At 69.5% G+C, this 18,857-nt stretch carries 20 protein-coding genes; 16 read left to right on the top strand and 4 right to left on the bottom strand.

The window, feature by feature from the left end:
* Window positions 1–37: 37 nt before the first annotated feature.
* The 8 genes from OHA61_RS10985 to OHA61_RS10950 all read left to right on the top strand — a co-directional run bounded on the left by OHA61_RS10985 (window position 38) and on the right by OHA61_RS10950 (window position 8,141).
* The gene (locus tag OHA61_RS10985) at window positions 38–1,816 is read left to right on the top strand and encodes an ABC transporter substrate-binding protein (protein ID WP_406302931.1); all 1,779 of its coding nucleotides are present in this window, start codon (window positions 38–40) and stop codon (window positions 1,814–1,816) included.
* Window positions 1,817–1,941: 125 nt separating this feature from the next.
* Complete coding sequence (locus tag OHA61_RS10980; RefSeq protein WP_324987716.1) at window positions 1,942–2,940, top strand: ABC transporter permease; 999 nt, start codon at window positions 1,942–1,944, stop codon at window positions 2,938–2,940.
* A complete protein-coding gene (locus tag OHA61_RS10975) occupies window positions 2,937–4,034 on the top strand; it encodes an ABC transporter ATP-binding protein (protein ID WP_406302930.1) in 1,098 nt (365 codons plus the stop codon). The genes OHA61_RS10980 and OHA61_RS10975 overlap by 4 nt, the downstream gene beginning before the upstream one ends.
* Window positions 4,035–4,054: 20 nt before the next feature.
* Window positions 4,055–5,338, top strand: a complete 1,284-nt coding sequence (locus OHA61_RS10970; RefSeq protein ID WP_406302929.1) for an ABC transporter ATP-binding protein — start codon at window positions 4,055–4,057, stop codon at window positions 5,336–5,338.
* Window positions 5,339–5,356: 18 nt separating this feature from the next.
* Window positions 5,357–6,016, top strand: a complete 660-nt coding sequence (locus OHA61_RS10965) for a trimeric intracellular cation channel family protein (RefSeq protein WP_324987706.1) — start codon at window positions 5,357–5,359, stop codon at window positions 6,014–6,016.
* 58 nt (window positions 6,017–6,074) lie between these two features.
* Window positions 6,075–6,920, top strand: coding sequence for a thioesterase family protein (locus OHA61_RS10960; RefSeq protein ID WP_406302928.1), 846 nt, complete (start codon window positions 6,075–6,077; stop codon window positions 6,918–6,920).
* A 55-nt stretch (window positions 6,921–6,975) separates the two neighbouring features.
* Window positions 6,976–7,293 carry an ArsR/SmtB family transcription factor gene (locus OHA61_RS10955; RefSeq protein WP_406302927.1) on the top strand — a complete coding sequence of 106 codons (318 nt, stop codon included), beginning with the start codon at window positions 6,976–6,978 and terminating at the stop codon, window positions 7,291–7,293.
* Window positions 7,290–8,141: an SRPBCC family protein gene (locus OHA61_RS10950; RefSeq protein WP_406302926.1), complete on the top strand. Its 852-nt coding sequence runs from the start codon at window positions 7,290–7,292 to the stop codon at window positions 8,139–8,141. Before OHA61_RS10955 ends, OHA61_RS10950 begins: the two co-directional genes overlap by 4 nt.
* 75 nt (window positions 8,142–8,216) lie before the next feature.
* Here OHA61_RS10950 and OHA61_RS10945 read toward each other — a convergent pair whose 3' ends face one another.
* Window positions 8,217–8,786 carry a TIGR03086 family metal-binding protein gene (locus OHA61_RS10945; protein ID WP_406302925.1) on the bottom strand — a complete coding sequence of 190 codons (570 nt, stop codon included), beginning with the start codon at window positions 8,784–8,786 and terminating at the stop codon, window positions 8,217–8,219.
* 96 nt (window positions 8,787–8,882) lie between these two features.
* Between OHA61_RS10945 and OHA61_RS10940 the strand changes: the two genes are divergently transcribed.
* The gene (locus tag OHA61_RS10940; protein ID WP_406302924.1) at window positions 8,883–9,872 is read left to right on the top strand and encodes a helix-turn-helix transcriptional regulator; all 990 of its coding nucleotides are present in this window, start codon (window positions 8,883–8,885) and stop codon (window positions 9,870–9,872) included.
* On the opposite strand, the gene OHA61_RS10935 is transcribed toward OHA61_RS10940, so the two are convergent.
* Window positions 9,841–10,455 carry a TetR family transcriptional regulator gene (locus OHA61_RS10935; RefSeq protein ID WP_406302923.1) on the bottom strand — a complete coding sequence of 205 codons (615 nt, stop codon included), beginning with the start codon at window positions 10,453–10,455 and terminating at the stop codon, window positions 9,841–9,843. The two genes, OHA61_RS10940 and OHA61_RS10935, sit on opposite strands and share 32 nt — an antisense overlap.
* 103 nt (window positions 10,456–10,558) lie before the next feature.
* On the opposite strand from OHA61_RS10935, the gene OHA61_RS10930 reads away from it, so the two are divergent.
* The 3 genes from OHA61_RS10930 to OHA61_RS10920 all read left to right on the top strand — a co-directional run bounded on the left by OHA61_RS10930 (window position 10,559) and on the right by OHA61_RS10920 (window position 12,394).
* Window positions 10,559–10,714: a hypothetical protein gene (locus OHA61_RS10930; protein WP_324987688.1), complete on the top strand. Its 156-nt coding sequence runs from the start codon at window positions 10,559–10,561 to the stop codon at window positions 10,712–10,714.
* A 21-nt stretch (window positions 10,715–10,735) separates the two neighbouring features.
* Window positions 10,736–11,098 (top strand): DUF4190 domain-containing protein, encoded by a 363-nt coding sequence (locus OHA61_RS10925; protein ID WP_406302922.1) that lies wholly within the window; start codon window positions 10,736–10,738, stop codon window positions 11,096–11,098.
* Between the two features lie 132 nt (window positions 11,099–11,230).
* Window positions 11,231–12,394, top strand: coding sequence for a cysteine desulfurase family protein (locus tag OHA61_RS10920; protein ID WP_406302921.1), 1,164 nt, complete (start codon window positions 11,231–11,233; stop codon window positions 12,392–12,394).
* 10 nt (window positions 12,395–12,404) lie between these two features.
* Here OHA61_RS10920 and OHA61_RS10915 read toward each other — a convergent pair whose 3' ends face one another.
* The gene (locus tag OHA61_RS10915) at window positions 12,405–13,118 is read right to left on the bottom strand and encodes an N-acetylmuramoyl-L-alanine amidase (protein WP_406302920.1); all 714 of its coding nucleotides are present in this window, start codon (window positions 13,116–13,118) and stop codon (window positions 12,405–12,407) included.
* 61 nt (window positions 13,119–13,179) lie between these two features.
* On the opposite strand from OHA61_RS10915, the gene mnmA reads away from it, so the two are divergent.
* On the top strand, window positions 13,180–14,310 hold the full coding sequence (gene mnmA, locus OHA61_RS10910) for a tRNA 2-thiouridine(34) synthase MnmA (protein WP_406302919.1): 1,131 nt from the start codon (window positions 13,180–13,182) through the stop codon (window positions 14,308–14,310).
* A gap of 54 nt (window positions 14,311–14,364) precedes the next feature.
* Here the strand turns inward: mnmA and OHA61_RS10905 are convergent, their stop codons facing one another.
* On the bottom strand, window positions 14,365–14,694 hold the full coding sequence (locus OHA61_RS10905) for a DUF427 domain-containing protein (protein WP_324986938.1): 330 nt from the start codon (window positions 14,692–14,694) through the stop codon (window positions 14,365–14,367).
* Between the two features lie 66 nt (window positions 14,695–14,760).
* Between OHA61_RS10905 and OHA61_RS10900 the strand changes: the two genes are divergently transcribed.
* From OHA61_RS10900 to ligA, 3 genes are read left to right on the top strand one after another with little or no spacing between them, the layout of a single operon-like run.
* Window positions 14,761–15,450, top strand: coding sequence for an SDR family oxidoreductase (locus OHA61_RS10900; protein ID WP_389372820.1), 690 nt, complete (start codon window positions 14,761–14,763; stop codon window positions 15,448–15,450).
* Complete coding sequence (locus OHA61_RS10895) at window positions 15,447–16,442, top strand: methionine synthase (protein WP_406302918.1); 996 nt, start codon at window positions 15,447–15,449, stop codon at window positions 16,440–16,442. The genes OHA61_RS10900 and OHA61_RS10895 overlap by 4 nt, the downstream gene beginning before the upstream one ends.
* 15 nt (window positions 16,443–16,457) lie before the next feature.
* Window positions 16,458–18,641 (top strand): NAD-dependent DNA ligase LigA, encoded by a 2,184-nt coding sequence (gene ligA, locus OHA61_RS10890; protein WP_406302917.1) that lies wholly within the window; start codon window positions 16,458–16,460, stop codon window positions 18,639–18,641.
* The last annotated feature ends 216 nt before the right edge of the window (window positions 18,642–18,857 follow it).

The following is an 18,857-nucleotide window of genomic DNA, read 5'->3' as shown; positions in this document are numbered from 1 at the left end:
CTCAAGGGCCGTGACTACTACGGAGGTTGCGAGCATCGTGACAACCAATCGCACGTCGAAGCGCAGGCTTGCCGCAGGCACGGCTGTCGTGCTCGCGGCCCTGCTGACCGCCACGGCCTGTGGTGGCAAGGACGACGACGGCAAGGACGGCGCCGGCAAGGCGGCCGGCTTCAACGCCGGAATCGGCAAGGTGGCCAACGCGTCCTCGACGAAGGGCGGCACGCTGAAGTTCGTCGGCACGCAGGACGCCGACTCGTGGGACCCGCAGCGCGGTTACTACGGCTTCATGTGGGACTTCTCCCGCTACTACACCCGCCAGCTCGTCAGCTTCAAGCCGGAGCCGGGCCAGGCGAGCACCGAGCTCGTCCCAGACCTCGCGACCGCGAAGGGCGAGGTCTCGGACGGCGGCAAGACCTACAAGTACACCCTCAAGGACGGTGTCACGTGGGAGGACGGCTCGCCCGTCACCTCGCAGGACATCAAGTACGGCATCGAGCGCACCTGGGCCCAGGACGTCATCTCCGGCGGCCCGGTCTACCTGATGCAGGTCCTCGACCCGAAGTCCGAGTACAAGGGTCCCTACAAGGACAAGGCCGCCGACAAGCTCGGCCTGAAGGCCATCGAGACGCCGGACGCGAAGACCATCATCTTCAAGCTGCCGAAGCCGAACGGTGACTTCGAGCAGATGCTCGCCATGCCGGCCGCCACCCCGGTGAAGAAGGAGAAGGACACGGCCGCCAAGTACGGCCTGAAGCCCTTCTCCAACGGCCCGTACAAGATCGACTCGTACGCGCCGAACAAGTCGATGACGCTGTCGCGCAACACCAACTGGAAGCAGTCCACGGACACGATCCGCAAGGCGCTTCCGGACAAGATCACGGTCACCTTCATGACCAACGCGGACGACATGGACAAGCGCCTGCTCAAGGGCGACTTCGACATCGACATCAACGCGACGGGCATCGGCCAGGCCGCTCGTACCACCGCCCTGCGCGAGCACAAGGGCAACCTGGACAACGGCCAGACCGGCTTCATCCGCTACGCGGTCTTCCCGCAGACGGTCAAGCCGTTCGACAACATCGAGTGCCGCAAGGCGGTCATCTACGCCGCGGACCACAAGTCGCTCCAGACGGCGCGTGGTGGCCCGCAGGCCGGTGGCGACATCGCCCCGAACATGCTCCCCGCGGGCATCAAGGGTTCGGACCCCGCGTACGACCCGTACGAGGTTCTGAAGAACGACGGCAAGCCGAACGTCGAGAAGGCCAAGGCGGCGCTGAAGGCCTGTGGCCAGCCGAACGGCTTCAAGACCACCATCGCGGTGCGTAACAACAAGCCGGTCGAGGTCGCCACGGCCGTCTCGCTGCAGAACGCGCTGAAGCAGGTCGGTATCGACGCCCAGGTCGACCAGTTCGACGGCGCCCAGACGTCCGGCATCATCGGTTCGCCGAAGGTCGTCAAGGACAAGGGCTACGGCATCATCATCATGGGCTGGGGCGCGGACTTCCCGACCGGCCAGGGCTTCTCGCAGCCGCTGGTCGACGGCCGGTTCATCCTGCAGAGCGGTAACAACAACTTCTCCGAGCTGAACGACCCCGCCGTCAACAAGCTCTTCGACGACGCCATCGCCGAGACCGACCCGACCAAGGCCGGCGAGATCTACAAGCAGATGAACCAGAAGGTCTCCGAGGCCGCTGTCTACCTGCCCTTCGTCTACGACAAGACGATCACCTGGCGCAGCAGCCGACTGACCAACGCCTACACGGCCGACGCCTACAACGGCCGCTACGACTACGCCTCGCTCGGCGTCGTCAAGTAAAACCCCGTCAGTTCACGTTTCAGTGCCACACCCGCTAGGCACGAAGGGCAGGTGATGGCCGCGAACGGTGGCCCGGAGCCCTCTCCATAAGAGAGGGCTCCCGGGCCACCGTCGGGCCAAGCGCAGTGCTTGCATATCTCATCAGGCGAATCTTCGCCGTCGTCGTCATGCTGATGGTCATCACGCTGGTGACCTTCGGAATCTTCTTCCTCTTCCCCAAGATGATCGGGACGGACCCGGCGCTGTACTTCGTCGGCAAACAGTCCGATCCCGCGTCCATCGAGGGCATCCGGCAGAAGATGGGCCTGGACGACCCGATCCTGGTCCAGTTCGGGAAGTTCGTGGTCGGCCTGGTGGCCGGGCGTACCTACGCCAACGGTGCCGACGTCACGCATTGCGCCGCACCTTGCTTCGGGTACTCGTTCAAGACCGAGCAGGAGGTCTGGCCGCTGCTGCTCGAGTGGCTGCCGGTCACCCTCTCGCTCGCCGCGGGCGCCGTCGTGCTCTGGGTGATCGGTGGTGTCTCCACCGGCATCATCTCCGCCCTCAAGCGCGGTACGCCCCTGGACCGTTCGGCGATGGGCATCGCCCTCGGCGGTGTCTCGCTGCCCATCTACTTCACCGGCATGCTCTCCCTGGCGCTCTTCTCCGACCAGCTGGGGTGGTTCGACCGGCCCGACGCGTCGTTCAGCGATGATCCAGCGGCCTGGTTCAACGGCATGGTTCTGCCATGGGTCACTCTGGCCTTCCTGTACGCCGCGATGTACGCCCGGCTCACCCGCGCCACCATGCTGGAAGTCCTCAACGAGGACTACATCCGTACCGCCCGGGCCAAGGGCCTCACGGAACCCGTGGTGATCGGGAAGCACGCCATGCGCTCGACCATGACCCCGATCCTGACCGTCCTCGGTCTGGACCTCGGAGCCCTGGTGGGCGGCGCGGTCCTCACGGAGAGCACGTTCTCCCTGCACGGCCTCGGCTACAACGCGGTGAAGGCAATCAGCGACCACGATCTGCCCGTGATTCTCGGGGTCACGCTCATCGCGGCCTTCTTCGTCGTCCTCGCCAACCTCGTCGTGGACCTCATGTACGCAGTGATCGACCCCCGAGTGAGGCTCTCATGACCGATCTGACGAAGACCGGCGCCGTCGGCGAACCCGTCTCGGCGGGTTCGGCCCCCTCCAGCGCCTTCCTCGAAGTACGCGACCTCCAGGTGCACTTCCCGACCGACGACGGTCTGGTGAAGTCGGTCGACGGGCTCTCCTTCACGCTGGAGAAGGGCAAGACCCTCGGCATCGTGGGCGAGTCGGGCTCCGGCAAGTCCGTGACCTCGCTCGGGATCATGGGCCTGCACCGGGTCGGGCAGTACGGCCGGCAGAAGGCTCACCTCTCGGGTGAGATCTGGCTGAACGGCAAGGAACTGCTGACTGCCGCCCCGGACGAGGTGCGTGAGCTGCGCGGTCGTGACATGGCGATGATCTTCCAGGATCCGCTGTCCGCGATGCATCCGTACTTCACCATCGGCAAGCAGATCAGCGAGGCGTATCTGGTCCACAACAAGGTGGACAAGAAGACCGCCCTGAAGCGGGCCGTCGAACTGCTGGACCGGGTGGGCATCCCGGAGCCCCACAAGCGGGTGGACAGCTACCCGCACGAGTTCTCCGGCGGTATGCGCCAGCGCGCCATGATCGCGATGGCACTGGTCAACAACCCCGAGCTGCTCATCGCGGACGAGCCGACCACCGCCCTGGACGTCACCGTCCAGGCGCAGATCCTCGACCTGATCCGGGATCTGCAGAAGGAGTTCGGCTCCGCGGTCATCATCATCACCCACGACCTGGGCGTCGTCGCCGAACTGGCCGACGACATCCTGGTGATGTACGGCGGCCGCTGCGTCGAGCGGGGCCCGGCCGAGCAGGTCTTCTACGAGCCGCAGCACCCCTACACCTGGGGCCTGCTGGGCTCGATGCCCCGCATCGACCGGGACCAGACCGAGCGCCTCATCCCGGTCAAGGGCTCCCCGCCCAGCCTGATCAACATCCCCAGTGGCTGTGCCTTCCACCCGCGTTGCCCGTACGCCGATGTGCCCAAGGGCGGGGTCACCCGCACCGAACGGCCCGAGCTGCGGGAGGTCGGCAGCCGGCACTACTCGGCCTGCCACATGTCGCAGGAGGACCGCACGCGGATCTGGACCGAAGAGATTGCGCCGAAGCTGTGAGTGAGACAAAGGATTCCGAGATGATCATCCCGGAGCAGGCCACCTCCTCGCCCGAGCCGCTGCTCAAGGTCACCGGACTGGTCAAGCACTTCCCGATCACCAAGGGGCTGCTGCGCCGGCAGGCCGGTGCCGTCCAGGCTGTCGACGGCCTCAGCTTCGACGTACATCCCGGTGAGACGCTCGGCGTCGTGGGCGAGTCCGGCTGCGGCAAGTCGACGATGGGCCGGCTCATCACCCGGCTGCTCGAACCGACCGGCGGCAAGATCGAGTTCGAGGGCAAGGACATCACGCACCTCGGCGTCGCGGGCATGCGTCCGATGCGCCGGGACGTCCAGATGATCTTCCAGGACCCGTACGGCTCGCTGAACCCGCGGCACACGGTCGGCTCGATCGTCAGCGCGCCGTTCAAGCTGCAGGGCGTGACGCCCGAGGGCGGGATCAAGAAGGAGGTCCAGCGGCTGCTGGGCCTGGTCGGTCTCAACCCCGAGCACTACAACCGCTACCCGCACGAGTTCTCCGGCGGCCAGCGCCAGCGCATCGGTATCGCGCGGGCACTCGCGCTGAAGCCGAAGCTGGTCGTGGCGGACGAGCCCGTCTCGGCGCTGGACGTGTCGATCCAGGCGCAGGTCGTGAACCTGCTGGACGACCTCCAGGACGAGCTGGGCCTCACGTACGTGATCATCGCCCACGACCTGTCGGTCATCCGGCACGTCTCGGACCGTATCGCGGTCATGTACCTCGGCAAGATCGTGGAGCTGACGGACCGCAAGTCGCTGTACGAGGCGCCGATGCACCCGTACACGAAGGCCCTGCTCTCCGCCGTGCCGGTGCCGGACCCGAGGCGGCGCGGCGCCAAGAGTGACCGCATCCTGCTCAAGGGCGACGTCCCCTCGCCGATCTCCCCGCCGTCGGGCTGCCGCTTCCACACGCGGTGCTGGAAGGCGACGGAGATCTGCAAGAAGCAGGAGCCGCCGCTGCTGGCTCTGAAGACGGGCCACCAGGTGGCCTGCCACCACCCGGAGAACGCGGAGGACCAGGCGCCGCAGGACGTGGTGCTGCTGTCGGCGGCGCGGGAGGCGATCGAGCTCGTCGAGGCGACGCCGAAGGCCGCGGAGGCGTCGGCGGAGGCGGCCGCGGTGGTGGGCGTCGCGAAGGTAGACGGCGACGCGGCGGAGGCTGCCGAGGCCGACGGCGGCGCTGCGGCCGATGAGGCGGAGGCTGCCGAGGGTGACGGCACCGCGGAGGCCGCCGCCGACAAGGGCAACCCCGCTTCCGGGGACTCGGAGGGCATCGCCAAGGAGTAGACCCGGCACAATCGTCCGGTGCTCCAAGAACTGTTCACGCCCTCCGTCCAGCACGCGCTCGACCTCGCCGGGATCTTCGTATTCGCGATCTCCGGCGCACTGCTCGCCGTACGCAAGAACTTTGACGTCTTCGGCATCGCAGTGCTCGCAGAGGTCACCGCGCTGGGCGGAGGGCTTCTCCGTGACCTGATCATCGGGGCCGTCCCGCCGGCCGCCTTCACCGATACCGGGTACTTCCTCATGCCCCTCGTGGCGACGGCGCTCGTCTTCTTCCTGCACCCGCAGGTGGAGCGCATCCAGGTCGGCGTGAACGTCTTCGACGCCGCCGGCCTCGGACTGTTCTGCGTCACCGGGACCACAAAGGCGTACGAGTACGGGCTCGGCCTGACCTACTCCGCGGTCCTCGGTCTGGCCACCGCCGTCGGCGGCGGTGTGCTGCGCGACGTACTGGCCAACGAGGTGCCCTCGCTGCTGCGCTGGGACCGCGATCTCTATGCCGTCCCGGCGATCGTCGGAGCGACCATGGTGGTGCTCTGCATCCAGTTCGACGTGCTCAACGCGGTCACCAGCGGACTGGCCGTGGTGACCGCGTTCGTCCTGCGCCTGCTCGCGATGCGTTTCCACTGGCGGGCACCACGCGCCTGGAACCGGCGCTCGTCCGCCGTCGAGGAAGGCTAGACTCGGTTCGACCGCGAAAAAGCTACCGCTTAGTAATTGCTTGTTGTACGGTGCTGCTATGGCACAGGCAGTTCAGGCATCCATCGGGGACAGCGAGTTCGACCGCGACACCGCCGTCACCCTGCGCGCCCAGGGCGTCTACGACGCGGAACTTTCGGCAGGCTGGACGATCATCCAGGCCGTCAACGGCGGCTACCTGCTGGCCCTGCTCGGCAGGGCGCTGGGCGACGCGCTGCCGCACCCTGACCCGTTCACCGTCTCGGCGCACTATCTGAGCGCGTCGCAGCCGGGGCCCGCGGTCGTCCGCACCGAGACCGTGCGCACCGGGCGCACGCTCTCGACCGGTCAGGCCTCGCTCTTCCAGTACGACGAGGACGGCGCCGAGGTCGAGCGCATCCGTGTGCTGGCGACGTACGGCGATCTGGACGACCTGGCCGACGACGTACGGACGACGGCCGAGCCGCCCGCCATGCCGGCGCTGCAGGACTGCCTCGGGCCGTCCGACGGCCCCGCTGCGATCCCCGGAAGCTCGGCGATCACCGAGCGGCTGAACATCAAGCTCGACCCGGCGACCGTGGGCTGGGCTGTCGGCGCGCCCTCGGGCAAGGGCGAGATGCGCGGCTGGTTCTCGCTCGCGGACGGCCGCGACGCGGACCCCTTCTCGCTGCTGCTCACGGTCGACGCGCTGCCGCCGACGTCCTTCGAGCTGGGCCTGAGGGGCTGGACCCCGACGGTCGAACTCACCACGCACATCCGCTGCCGCCCGGCGCCGGGACCGCTGCGGGTGTCGATCACCACGCGGAATCTGGCGGGCGGCTTCCTGGAGGAGGACGCGGAGGTGTGGGACAGCGCGGACCGCCTGGTCGCGCAGTCGCGTCAACTGGCGAAGGCGCCGCGCGGCTGAGGGGCAGACCCTGCATTCCCTTGTGGTTATATAACTCTCGGAATATGTTGGCGGCATGTCCATACCGTTCGACGTGCTCGCGGAGCCGAGCCGGCGCAAGATCCTCGATGTGCTGCTGGAGCGTCCGCATCTGGTCGGTGAGCTCACGGACCGGCTCGGCCTGAGCCAGCCCGGCACCTCCAAGCACCTGCGGGTGCTGCGGGAGGCCGGTCTGGTACGGGTCCGGCAGGACGCACAGCGCCGCTGGTACGAGCTGACGCCCGAGCCCCTCGCGGAACTCGACGCCTGGCTCGCGCACTACCGCCACCTGTGGTCCGGTCGCTTCGACGCCCTCGAACGGCATCTCGACGCGATGGAGGACGACTCCTCATGAACCCGCACTCCGACACCCTCACGACGGCGGACGGGCGGACCGCGCTGCGGATGGAACGCCGGCTGGCGCATCCGCCGCAGCGGGTCTGGGACGCGATCACCCAACCCGCGCACCTCGCCCAGTGGTTCCCCTCCGAGATGACCGTCGACCTGCGGCCCGGCGGGACCGTGGGCTTCCTGTTCCCCGGGGGCAGCGAACCGGCCATGACCGGCAAGGTCACCGACGCGCGTGAGCCGCATGTCTTCGCCTTCACCTGGGGCGAGGACCATCTGCGCTGGGAGATCACCCCCGACGGTGAGGGTTCGCTGCTCACCCTCACCCACACCTTCGGCGACCGCTTCGGCGCCGCGAGCTTCGCCTCGGGCTGGCATGTGTGCATCACCGCGCTGGGTCAGCTGCTGGACGGCGAGAAGGCCGACGTCGCCCCCGACACCGGAGGCGAACTCCACGAGGCGTATCTCGCACAGTTCGACCTTGGCCGCGGCACGGTCGAGGACACCGCCGACGGGCGCCGCCTCCGCATCGAACGCCAACTGGTGCGCCCGGCCGAGCAGGTCTGGGCCGACCTGACGGCGGGCGCGGAGCCGCGGCGGGGTGAGCCGGCGCCGGAGGGGTTCACGTCCCCCAAGGCCCCGGCGGGCCCGGTCACCGAAACCCGCGCCCCTGACCTGCTCGCCTACGCCACCCAGCCGGACGGCGAGGTCCGCTGGCACCTCACGAAGGGCACGGGCCACGGGCCCCGCCTGATCCTGACCCAGTCCGGTCCCCGCGACTTCGACGCGGAGGCGGCGCTGGGGGCGTGGCAATCTTGCGTGGAGGCGCTGGCGGGGCGGCTCCTGGAGGCGTAGGTACGCCTGCGGCGCGCCCCGGCTACGGGAAGGGGCGGGGTGGGGAACAAGCCCCGCCCAGCGACACCCGCTCCGTCACACCGTCCGCCCCAGCCACGCCGCCAACCTCCCATACGCATCCGCCCCCTCCGGCGCCTCCCGCACCACACCGAACGGCACCCCCTCCACCCGCGCCTCCGCCGGGAGTACGTCACGAGCGATCGGCAGGATGATCTCGGCCAACTCCTCGTCCAGGGCCATCGGATGGCCCAGCGCCTGCGAGAGGTCCCAGGTGTGGGTGACCGTCTCCATCACATAGCCGCCGACCGCCCCGGCCCCCGGCACCGCGCCCCACGGGACCGTGACCTCGCGGGCGAGCTTCGTGTCGTCCGCCCATGCCGAGGTGAAGCGGGCGCGGGCTGCGTCGTACGCCGCCGGCCAGCCGTCGTCCGGGACGCCGTCGACGCGGGCCGGCTGGGAGAGGCCGTCTCCGCCCTCGCCGATGAGGGCGATCCGGTGGGTGGCCCCCACGACATGGGACAGCAGCGCGCGTACGTCGTACTCCGTACACGGCGTCGGATCTCCCATCCGCTGCGGCGTCGCAAGCTTCAGCAGGCTCGCGAACTGGTCGGCCGCACGCTCGAACAGGGGGCGCGGATCGTTCATGGTGTCCGTCTCCTCATCATCGGTCTCGCTGACGAACCGCACTCTGCCCGGATAACCTGACATCCCCCGTCATGTTTTCCGGAGACCCTCAGACCTGTGAAGTCCGACCGGCTGCTCTCGATCCTGCTGCTCCTCCAGACCCGCGGTCTCGTCCCGGCCGCCGAGCTGGCCGAGCGGCTCGAAGTCTCCGTACGCACCATCTACCGCGACATCGAGGCGCTTTCCGCCTCCGGCGTTCCCGTCTACGCGGAGCGCGGCCGTCACGGCGGTATCTCGCTGCTGCCCGGCTTCCGTACCGACGTCACCGGACTGACGGCCGACGAGTCCCGCGCCCTGTTCGTGCTGGCGGCCCAGGGTGCGCACGCCGCGCTCGGTCTGGACGAGGCGCTCGGCTCGGCGCTGCGCAAGGTCATGGCCGCGCTGCCCGAACCGCACCGGCCCGCGGCCGAGTTGACGAGCCGGCGGATCCTGGTCGATCCGGCCCGCTGGATGAGGACGCCCCGGCCCGCCGTGGACCTGGACGTTCTCAACTCCGCCGTCTTCACCGACCGGCGGCTGCGGCTGCGCTACCGCCACAGCGGGACGACCGAGCCCCGGACGTACACCCTCGATCCGTACGGACTCGTCGTGAAGGCAGGTGTCTGGTATCTGGTCGCCGACCACCGGACCCGGCCCCGGCTGTTCCGCGCGGACCGGGTTGTCGCCGCCACACTCACCGACGCGCCGGTGCGGCGGCGCGCGGGCCAGGAACTGGCGGACGTCTGGCAGGTGTTGCGCCGGCAGGTCGAGGACCGTCCCGCGGAGGTACGGGTCACAGCGAGGGTGAGGGCCGATCACCTGGACCTGTTTCTGCGGATCCACGCGGGCCGGCTCGCCGCCGAGCCGGTCACGGAGGGGGAGTGGACGTCTGTCGAACTCGCGCTCCCGGCCCTCATGGCGGCCCGCGCGCTGCTCGCCTCCGGCGAGAGTGTGGAGGTGCTCTCGCCGCCCGAGGCCCGCGCGGAGCTGGCCCGCGCGGCCGCCGCGGTCGTGGAGTTGTACGGGGACGGCTCCGTCAGTCCAGCCAGTGACGGCGGCCGACGCTGATCAGCCGCAGCTGACGGCGCGCCACCGAGGAGACCCGATCCTCGCCGTCCGGCCCGGCCTCCAGGAGGGTGCAGGCCGTCATCACCATGTGGTCCACATACACGCCCGCGAGCATCGTCAGATCCGCCTCGCTCCACCCCGCCGTCTCCGGCTCCCGGGCGAACGCCGCCGCCACCTCGTCGCCGAACCGGCGCAGTTGAGCTCCGATCGCCTCGCGCACGGGCTGCACACCGCCGTGCCGTTCGCGGGCGATGAAGCGGACGTGCCCGGGGGACGTACGCACCAGGTCGGCGATGAGCGCGACGGTGCGGTCGATCCGCAGATCGTCGCCGTTCTCGGCCATCGCCTCGCCGATCGTGGCGTGCAGGCTGCCGAGCGCCTCCTCGACGAGCGCGACGCCGAGATCGGCCATGTCCCGGAAGTGCCGGTAGAACGCGGTCGGCGCCACACCCACGGCCCGGGTCACCTCGCGCAGGCCGAGGCTGCTCAGGCTCTGCTCCTCCAGCAACTGCAGCGCGGCCTCCAGGAGGGCCTGACGGGTCTTCTGTTTCTGGGCCTGACGGATCCCGATGGTGTGACTCATACCATTCAGTAAACAACCGTTCTCCGGAGAACGGAAGTGTAGACTCATGAGTCAGTGAACAGTCGTACTCCCAAGTGTTCACCGAGAATTCGAAAGGAAGACGATGATCGCCCTCGTCGCAGCGCTTCTCCTCCTGGGAATCATGCTGGGCGCCGTGGCCCAACTTCCCCTCCCCGTAACCCTCGTGGCCTGCACCCTGATCGGTGCCTGGCTGCTCGTCTTCGCCGTGCGCGAGCGCCGCGCACGCCACCACCACTGACCCGGAAGGAGCCGAACCGCCATGCAGCTCACCGCCACAGCACGCACTGCGCGCACCGCACGGACAAAGAGCACCCACGGGGATGCCGCCGTCCGGGAGACCGCCGGGGCCAGGCCCGACACCATGCCCGACGCCAAGCCTGTGGGCATCCGCGACACGGACGGTATGGCCGTCGCCGCCTTTGTCCTCGGCCTCGTCGGACTGCTCGTGATGAACATCCTGCTCGGCCCGATCGCCATCGTCCTGTCCGCCATCGCCCTCTGGCGCGGCACCGCACGCCGCGGCCGCGCCCTGCTGGGACTCGCCCTCGGCATCGCCGACCTGGCTGTACTCGCCGTACTGGTCTCGGCGAACGGCACCGTCGTCTGGGGCTTCGGCAGCTGACGCGGGCAGTCGCAGAAGAGATATTGCAGCCGCGGAGAACGGCCCGCAGCAGGAGGAAAAGGGCACCCGCACGCCTGTGCACCCCTGCGCCGCCTCCGCGCCCCCACAGGGCCTCGTAGAATCGGGGCCACCATGGCTTACCTCGACCACGCTGCGACCACTCCGATGCTGCCAGAGGCCGTCGAGGCGCTGACCGCGCAGCTCACCGTCACCGGCAACGCCTCCGCGCTGCACGCCGCCGGGCGCCGCGCCCGCCGTACAGTCGAGGAGGCCCGCGAGACCCTCGCCGAAGCCCTCGGCGCACGCCCCAGCGAGGTGGTCTTCACCGCGGGCGGTACCGAGGCCGACAACCTCGCCGTGAAGGGCCTGTACTGGCAGCGGCGCGACGCCGAACCGGCCAGGACCCGCGTCCTCGCCAGCCCCGTCGAGCACCATGCCGTCCTCGACGCCGTCGACTGGCTCGGCGAGCACGAGGGCGCGACCGTCGAGTACCTGCCGGTCGACGCGTACGGGCGGGTGCACCCCGAGGCCCTGCGCGAGGCCATCGAGCGCAATCCCGACGATGTCGCGCTCGCCACCGTGATGTGGGCCAACAACGAGATCGGCACGGTCATGCCGGTCACCGAACTCTCGGCAGTGGCAAGCGAGTTCGACGTTCCGCTGCACGCCGACGCGGTCCAGGCCTTCGGCCAGCTCGACGTCGGCTTCGCCGCGTCGGGCCTGGCCGCCATGACCGTCTCCGGACACAAGATCGGCGGCCCGTACGGGATCGGCGCGCTGCTGCTCGGCCGCGAGTACACCCCCGTCCCCGTCCTGCACGGCGGCGGCCAGGAACGCCATGTGCGCTCCGGCACCCTCGACGCCCCCGCGATCGCCTCCTTCGCCGTCGCCGGGCGCATCGCCGCCGAGCGTCACGAGGACTTCGCCCGCGAGATCGGCGCCCTGCGCGACGAGCTGGTCGACGCAGTGCGCACGGCCGTCCCCGACGCGATCCTCGGCGGTGACCCGGACAACCGGCTGCCCGCCAACGCCCACTTCACCTTCCCGGGCTGCGAGGGCGACTCCCTGCTCCTGCTGCTCGACGCGCAGGGCATCGAGTGCTCCACCGGCTCCGCCTGCACGGCCGGCGTCGCTCAGCCCAGCCATGTCCTCCTGGCCACCGGCACCGACCCGGACCTGGCCCGCGGCACCCTGCGCTTCAGCCTCGGCCACACCTCCACCAAGGCCGACGTGAAGGCGGTCGCCGAGGCCATTGGCCCTGCGGTGGAACGGGCCAGGACGGCGGGGCTCAGCTAGGGCGAACGGCTCAGCCCGTCCCTGACCTGGCCTCGGCGGACTTCGTGGCCTCCCGGGCCGTCGGAAGCGCCTTGCGTACGAGCGCGAGATAGCGGTTCCAGTCCCAGTGCGGCCCCGGGTCCGTGTGATCCGTCCCCGGCACCTCGACGTGACCGATGATGTGCTCCCGGTCGACCGGGATGTCGTACCGCGCGCATATCCCGGCCGTGAGCCGCGCGGACGCCTGGTACATCGCGTTCGTGAAGTCGCCCGGGCGGTCCACGAAGCCTTCGTGTTCTATGCCGATGCTGCGTTCGTTGTACGAGCGGTTGCCCGCGTGGAAGGCCACATCCAGCTCGCGGATCATCTGGGCCACATGCCCGTCCTTGCGTACGACATAGTGCGCCGCGGCCCCGTGCCCCGGGTCCTTGAAGACCCTCAGCGCCGTCGGATAGCTGCCCTGGACGACATGGATGACCACCATGTCAATGCTGTAGTCGTCGGGCCGGTCCGCGAGCCGCCAGTTCGCCCGGGACGCCGCCGTCCATTCCGCGCCCGGGTGGTCGAGCTCACCCTCCTTGCGGGGCTTCGCCATCCCCGGCAGCCGCCACCAGGCACGCCGCAGCTCGTCCCGGGCGAGCACACCCGCGCCCACCAGCACAGCGCCGCCCCCGATCAGCACGGCCCGACGGCTGACGCCCCGCCCCTGGTCCTGCTCGCCGCCGCGCTTCGATTCACTCCCCATGCGATGCCCAACGCATACGCGCGAGCTTTCGGTTCCCAGGTCCCCTTACCCTGGTAGAGCTATGACTCCTCAGACTCCCCAGCGCCCCCTCCGCGTGCTCGCCGCAATGTCGGGCGGCGTGGACTCCGCCGTCGCCGCCGCCCGGGCCGCCGAGGCCGGGCACGATGTCACCGGTGTGCACCTCGCACTCTCCGCGAACCCGCAGTCCTTCCGTACGGGCGCACGCGGCTGCTGCACCATCGAGGACTCCCGCGACGCCCGCCGCGCCGCCGACGTCATCGGCATTCCCTTCTACGTGTGGGATCTCGCCGAGCGCTTCCGCGAGGACGTGGTCGAGGACTTCATCGCGGAGTACGAGGCGGGCCGTACCCCCAACCCCTGTCTGCGCTGCAACGAGAAGATCAAGTTCGCGGCGCTGCTGGACAAGGCGCTCGCGCTCGGCTTCGACGCCGTGTGCACCGGCCACTACGCCACGGTCGTGACGGGCGAGGACGGCGGCCGCGAGCTGCACCGGGCCTCCGACATGGCCAAGGACCAGTCCTACGTCCTCGGCGTGCTCGACGAGCGGCAGCTTGCGCATGCGATGTTCCCGCTCGGGGACACCCTCACCACCAAGGACGAGATCCGCGCCGAGGCCGAGCGCAGGGGACTCGCCGTCGCCAAGAAGCCCGACAGCCACGACATCTGCTTCATCGCCGACGGCGACACCCAGGGCTTCCTCGCGAACCGCCTCGGCACGGCGGAGGGCGACATCGTCGACGAGTCGGGCGCGAAGCTGGGCACGCACGACGGGGCTTTCGGCTTCACGATCGGCCAGCGCAAGGGCCTGCGCATCGGCCACCCGGCTCCCGACGGCAAGCCGCGCTATGTCCTCGACATCTCTCCGGTGAACAACACGGTGACCGTGGGCCCGGTCGAGGCCCTCGATGTCACGGCTCTCACGGCGATCAAGCCGCGCTGGTGCGGAGTGGCCCCGGCGGGCCCCGGAACGTACACCGCGCAGCTGCGCGCCCACGGCGGCGAGACGCCGGTGACCGCCGAGCTCGTCGACGACGAGCTGCAGGTTTCCTTCACCGAGCCGGTGCGGGGCGTGGCTCCCGGCCAGGCGATCGTGCTGTACGACGGCACCCGCGTGGTCGGCTCGGCGACGATCGCGACGACCGAGCGGGCGGGGACCGCGTCGGTCGCGTAGATCCGGCCGGATCGGCCGGATCTACGCGTTGTCTCTCCCTTTGGGCGCCAACGCTCAGGCTTCGACGACCTCGGTGTCGTAGAAGCAGAAGTGCCCCTTGATCTGCGCCACTTCGTCCTTGGGCTCGGGGTATGTCCACACCAGGTCCTGCGCGTCGGGCAGCGACCAGTAGGAAGCCGTCCCCTTGAAGGGGCAGTAGGTGTGCGTCTCGGAGGGCTTCAGCAGGTCCGTGCGTACGTCCTCCTCGGGGAGGTAGTAGCGCACGGGGCAGCCCGTCTCGCGCAGGACGAGTGGGCGCCGGCTCTCCGCGAGGATCTCGTCGCCGCGTGCGACGCGTACATGGACCGTGCCCTGCTCGATGGTGATCGTGTGTCCTTTGGTCATACCGGGAACAGCACCGGCCGGGCCGCACTTCTTCCCTGTTCCCGCCGTAGTGCGAGCATGTCCCGTATGGCTACACATCTGATCACCGGGGCAGGCTCCGGCATCGGCGCCGCCGTCGCGCGCCGCCTGCACGCGCGCGGGGACGAGCTGATCCTGCTGGCGCGCGACGCCGGCCGCGCCAAGGAGCTCGCCTCTCACTACGAGGGCGCCCGTACCCTCGTCGCCGATCTCGCCGACCCCGACCGCATTTCCAAGTCTCTCGGCATGCAGCCCATGCCGGAGCATCTGGACTCCCTGCTGCACATCGCGGGCATCCTCGACCTCGGCCCGATCGCGGAGCTGCGCCCCAAGACCTGGCACCAGCAGCTCAACGCCAATCTGATCTCACCCGCCGAGCTGACCCGGCTCTTCCTGCCGCACCTGCGGGCCGCCAGAGGCCAGGTGGTCTTCGTCAACTCCGGCGCCGGCCTCAACGCCCATGCGCAATGGGGCGCTTACGCAGCCTCCAAGCACGGCCTCAAGGCGCTCGCCGACTCCCTGCGCCACGAGGAGCACGGCAACGGCGTCAGGGTGACCTCGGTGTACCCGGGCCGCACCGCGAGCCCGATGCAGGCCAAGGTGCACTCCCAGGAGGGCAAGGAGTACGACGCGTCCCGCTGGATCGACCCGGAGTCCGTCGCGACGACGATCCTCATGGCGATCGACCTGCCGCGCGACGCCGAGATCAACGACGTGACGGTGCGGCCCGGGCGATGAACCACTTCCCATGGGGTCCCGCGACCGGCATCGGATCGATGCCCGGCGGGGACGCCCGCGAAGCCGCGAAGACCGTCGCCGGATCGTTCGACGACTTTCCGCATCTGCCCGAACTGCCCGCCCGCGGGCCCGGAGCCGACATGATCGGGCGGACCATCGGGCTGCTCGTGGAGATGTACGCGCATGTCGAGCCCAGCGGCTGGCGGATCAGCGACCGGCCGGGGCGCGACACCCGCCGGGCCCGCTCCTGGCTCGGCGAGGATCTTGACGCGCTGGAGGAGCACACCCAGGGCTACGAGGGGCCGCTCAAGGTCCAGGCGGTGGGGCCGTGGACGCTCGCCGCCTCGCTGGAGCTGCGCAACGGCGAGGCGTCGCTGGGCGATCCGGGCGCCGTCCGGGACCTCGCGGGCTCGCTCGCCGAGGGGCTGCGTTCGCATCTGGCGGACGTACGCCGCCGGATTCCGGGTGCCCGCGTGGTGCTGCAGCTCGACGAGCCGTCGCTCACCGCCGTACTGCGGGGACAGATCAGGACAGCCAGTGGGTATCGCACCCACAGGGCAGTGGACCGCCAGGTCGTCGAGAGCACGCTGCGGGATGTGATCGGGGTGAGCGACGAGCCCGTCACGATCCACTCGTGCGCGCCGGACGTGCCGTTCGCGCTGCTGCGCCGGGCAGGGGCCGGGGGAGTCTCGTTCGACTTCGGTCTGCTCACCGAGCGTGATGAGGATCAGATTGGTGAGGCCGTCGAAGGCGGTACGCAGCTGTTTGCGGGCGTCGTGCCGTCCACCGATGCTCCATTGTCAGACCCTGCCGGTAGCGTCATGGGTGTCAGGACGTTGTGGCGCAGGTTGGGGCTGAGTCCGGGGACTCTGAGCGAGTCCGTGGTGATCACCCCGGCATGCGGGCTCGCGGGTGCCTCACCGGCATACGCACGCGCGGCACTCGCCCACTGCGTCCGGGCCGCGAGATCGCTCGCAGACAACCCTGAGTAACGGGAGGACGAGACGGTGGCTGTCGAACAGCAAGGGTCTGTGCCCGCCGAGGCACGGGAGAAGCATGCCCGGCTGGCCGAGCAGGTCGAGGGGCACCGCTTCCGGTACTACGTGAAGGACAGCCCCGTCATCAGCGACGGCGAGTTCGACAAGCTGCTGCGCGGGCTGGAGGCGCTGGAGGAGCAGTACCCCGAGCTGCGCACGCCCGACTCGCCGACCCAGAAGGTCGCGGGGCAGTACGAGACGGAGCTGGCGAAGGTCGAGCACCGCGAGCGGATGCTCTCCCTGGACAATGCCTTCGACGAGGGGGAACTGGCCTCCTGGGCCGAGCGCGTCGCGCGCGATGTGGGCTCCTCGGGCTACCACTTCCTGTGCGAACTCAAGGTGGACGGCCTCGCCGTGAACCTGACGTACGAGAAGGGCAGGCTGACCCGTGCGGCGACCCGTGGCGACGGTCGCGTCGGCGAGGACATCACCTCCAATGTCCGTACGATCGCGGACATTCCGGACCGGCTGCACGGGGACGATGTCCCGGATCTCGTCGAGATCCGCGGCGAGGTCTTCTTCCCGATGGACAAGTTCCAGGAGCTCAACGCCCGGCGGGTGGAGGCCGGTGAGCAGCCGTACGCCAACCCGCGCAACTCCGCGTCCGGTTCGCTGCGCCAGAAGGACCCGAAGGTCACCGCGACCCTGCCGCTGCACATGGTGGTGCACGGCATCGGCGCGCGTGCGGGCTTCGACATCGACCGCCTGTCCCAGGCCTACGACCTGCTGCGCGCCTGGGGCCTGCCCACCGCCAAGCACTACAAGGTCGTGGATTCGCTGGAGGGCGTGCGGGAGTTCATCGCCTACTACGGCGAGAACCGGCACTCCATGGAGCACGAGATCGACGGCGTGGTCGTCAAGCTCGACGAGATCCCCCTCCAGGGGCGGCTTGGCTCCACCTCGCGGGCGCCGCGCTGGGCGATCGCGTGGAAGTACGCCCCGGAGGAGGTCAACACCAAGCTGGTCAACATCCGGGTCGGCGTCGGCCGCACCGGGCGCGTCACACCGTATGCCCAGGTGGAGCCGGTCACGGTCGCGGGCTCCGAGGTCGAGTTCGCCACCCTGCACAACCAGGACGTGGTCAAGGCCAAGGGCGTGCTGATCGGCGACACGGTGGTGCTGCGCAAGGCGGGCGACGTCATTCCGGAGATCCTCGGCCCGGTCGTGGACCTGCGGGACGGCACCGAGCGGGAGTTCGTGATGCCTTCCGAGTGCCCCGAGTGCGGCACCGGGCTGCGCCCCATGAAGGAGGGCGACGTCGATCTGCGCTGCCCCAACGCCCGTTCCTGCCCGGCCCAGTTGCGTGAACGTCTCTTCTACCTCGCCGGCCGCAAGTCGCTGGACATCGAGAACTTCGGCTATGTCGCCGCGGCGGCGCTCACCAAGCCCCTGGAGCCCGCGGAGCCGCCGCTGACCGACGAGGGCGATCTCTTCGACCTCACCGTCGAGCAGCTGCTGCCCATCACGGCGTATGTCCTGGACCAGGACAGCGGACTGCCCAAGCGCGATCCGAAGACCGGCGAGGAGAAGGTCGTCACGGTCTTCGCCAACCAGCTGGGCGAGCCGAAGAAGAACGCCCTGGCGATGCTGGAGAACATCCAGGCCGCCAAGGAGCGCCCGCTGGCACGGATCATCACGGGTCTGTCGATCCGTCATGTCGGGCCGGTCGCGGCCGAGGCGCTGGCCCGGGAGTTCCGGTCCATCGAGCGGATCGAGCAGGCCGGTGAGGAAGAACTCGCGGCCGTCGACGGCGTGGGACCGACCATCGCAGCCTCCCTCAAGCAGTGGTTCGAGGAGGACTGGCACCGGGAGATCCTGCGCAAGTGGCGGGCGGCGGGCGTGCGTATGGAGGAAGAGGGCGCGGGCGAGGAGGAAGGCCCGCGGCCGCTGGAAGGACTCACCGTGGTCGTCACCGGCACCCTCGCCGAGTACACCAGGGATGGCGCAAAAGAAGCCCTCCAGAGCCGTGGCGCGAAAGTGGCCGGTTCCGTTTCGAAGAAAACGAGCTTCGTGGTTGTCGGCGACAACCCCGGTTCCAAGTACGACAAGGCCATGCAGCTGAAGGTTCCGGTGCTGGACGAGGAGGGCTTCGCCGTGCTGCTCGAACAGGGCCCGGACGCGGCCCGTGAGGCCGCAGTGCCTCCAGAGGCGTGACGGAGGGGGCGTGCGCGGGGCCAGGGAGGGGCTCGTCAAGGGGTCAAGAGGGGGCGCACAGGGCGGGAATCGGACGCCGGATTCGGCCTCGGAACGACCGGTACAGGTCACCCGTTCAGCGCATACCAGATGGATAAGGGTGGCCAGGTCTCATTCGGGCAAGAGCTGTAGAGCGCTGCCCGTGCGAGCCCACTGCGGCCTACTGTTGAGACGTGC

Origin of the sequence: Streptomyces sp. NBC_00885 (assembly GCF_045207475.1) — a bacterium.
Classification (GTDB): Bacteria; Actinomycetota; Actinomycetes; order Streptomycetales; family Streptomycetaceae; genus Streptomyces.
This window is presented reverse-complemented; position numbering and strand designations above follow the sequence as displayed.

Bases quoted from the DNA above. Each gene is read 5' to 3' on its own strand.
- OHA61_RS10920 (WP_406302921.1), top strand. From the start codon at position 11,231: ATGGCTTACCTCGACCACGCTGCGACCACTCCGATGCTGCCAGAGGCC.
- OHA61_RS10945 (WP_406302925.1), bottom strand. From the start codon at position 8,786: ATGAACGATCCGCGCCCCCTGTTCGAGCGTGCGGCCGACCAGTTCGCG.
- OHA61_RS10950 (WP_406302926.1), top strand. From the start codon at position 7,290: ATGAACCCGCACTCCGACACCCTCACGACGGCGGACGGGCGGACCGCG.
- OHA61_RS10955 (WP_406302927.1), top strand. From the start codon at position 6,976: ATGTCCATACCGTTCGACGTGCTCGCGGAGCCGAGCCGGCGCAAGATC.
- OHA61_RS10935 (WP_406302923.1), bottom strand. From the start codon at position 10,455: ATGAGTCACACCATCGGGATCCGTCAGGCCCAGAAACAGAAGACCCGT.
- OHA61_RS10895 (WP_406302918.1), top strand. From the start codon at position 15,447: ATGAACCACTTCCCATGGGGTCCCGCGACCGGCATCGGATCGATGCCC.
- OHA61_RS10905 (WP_324986938.1), bottom strand. From the start codon at position 14,694: ATGACCAAAGGACACACGATCACCATCGAGCAGGGCACGGTCCATGTA.
- OHA61_RS10915 (WP_406302920.1), bottom strand. From the start codon at position 13,118: ATGGGGAGTGAATCGAAGCGCGGCGGCGAGCAGGACCAGGGGCGGGGC.
- OHA61_RS10930 (WP_324987688.1), top strand. From the start codon at position 10,559: ATGATCGCCCTCGTCGCAGCGCTTCTCCTCCTGGGAATCATGCTGGGC.
- OHA61_RS10925 (WP_406302922.1), top strand. From the start codon at position 10,736: ATGCAGCTCACCGCCACAGCACGCACTGCGCGCACCGCACGGACAAAG.
- mnmA (WP_406302919.1), top strand. From the start codon at position 13,180: ATGACTCCTCAGACTCCCCAGCGCCCCCTCCGCGTGCTCGCCGCAATG.
- OHA61_RS10960 (WP_406302928.1), top strand. From the start codon at position 6,075: ATGGCACAGGCAGTTCAGGCATCCATCGGGGACAGCGAGTTCGACCGC.
- OHA61_RS10900 (WP_389372820.1), top strand. From the start codon at position 14,761: ATGGCTACACATCTGATCACCGGGGCAGGCTCCGGCATCGGCGCCGCC.
- OHA61_RS10975 (WP_406302930.1), top strand. From the start codon at position 2,937: ATGACCGATCTGACGAAGACCGGCGCCGTCGGCGAACCCGTCTCGGCG.
- OHA61_RS10970 (WP_406302929.1), top strand. From the start codon at position 4,055: ATGATCATCCCGGAGCAGGCCACCTCCTCGCCCGAGCCGCTGCTCAAG.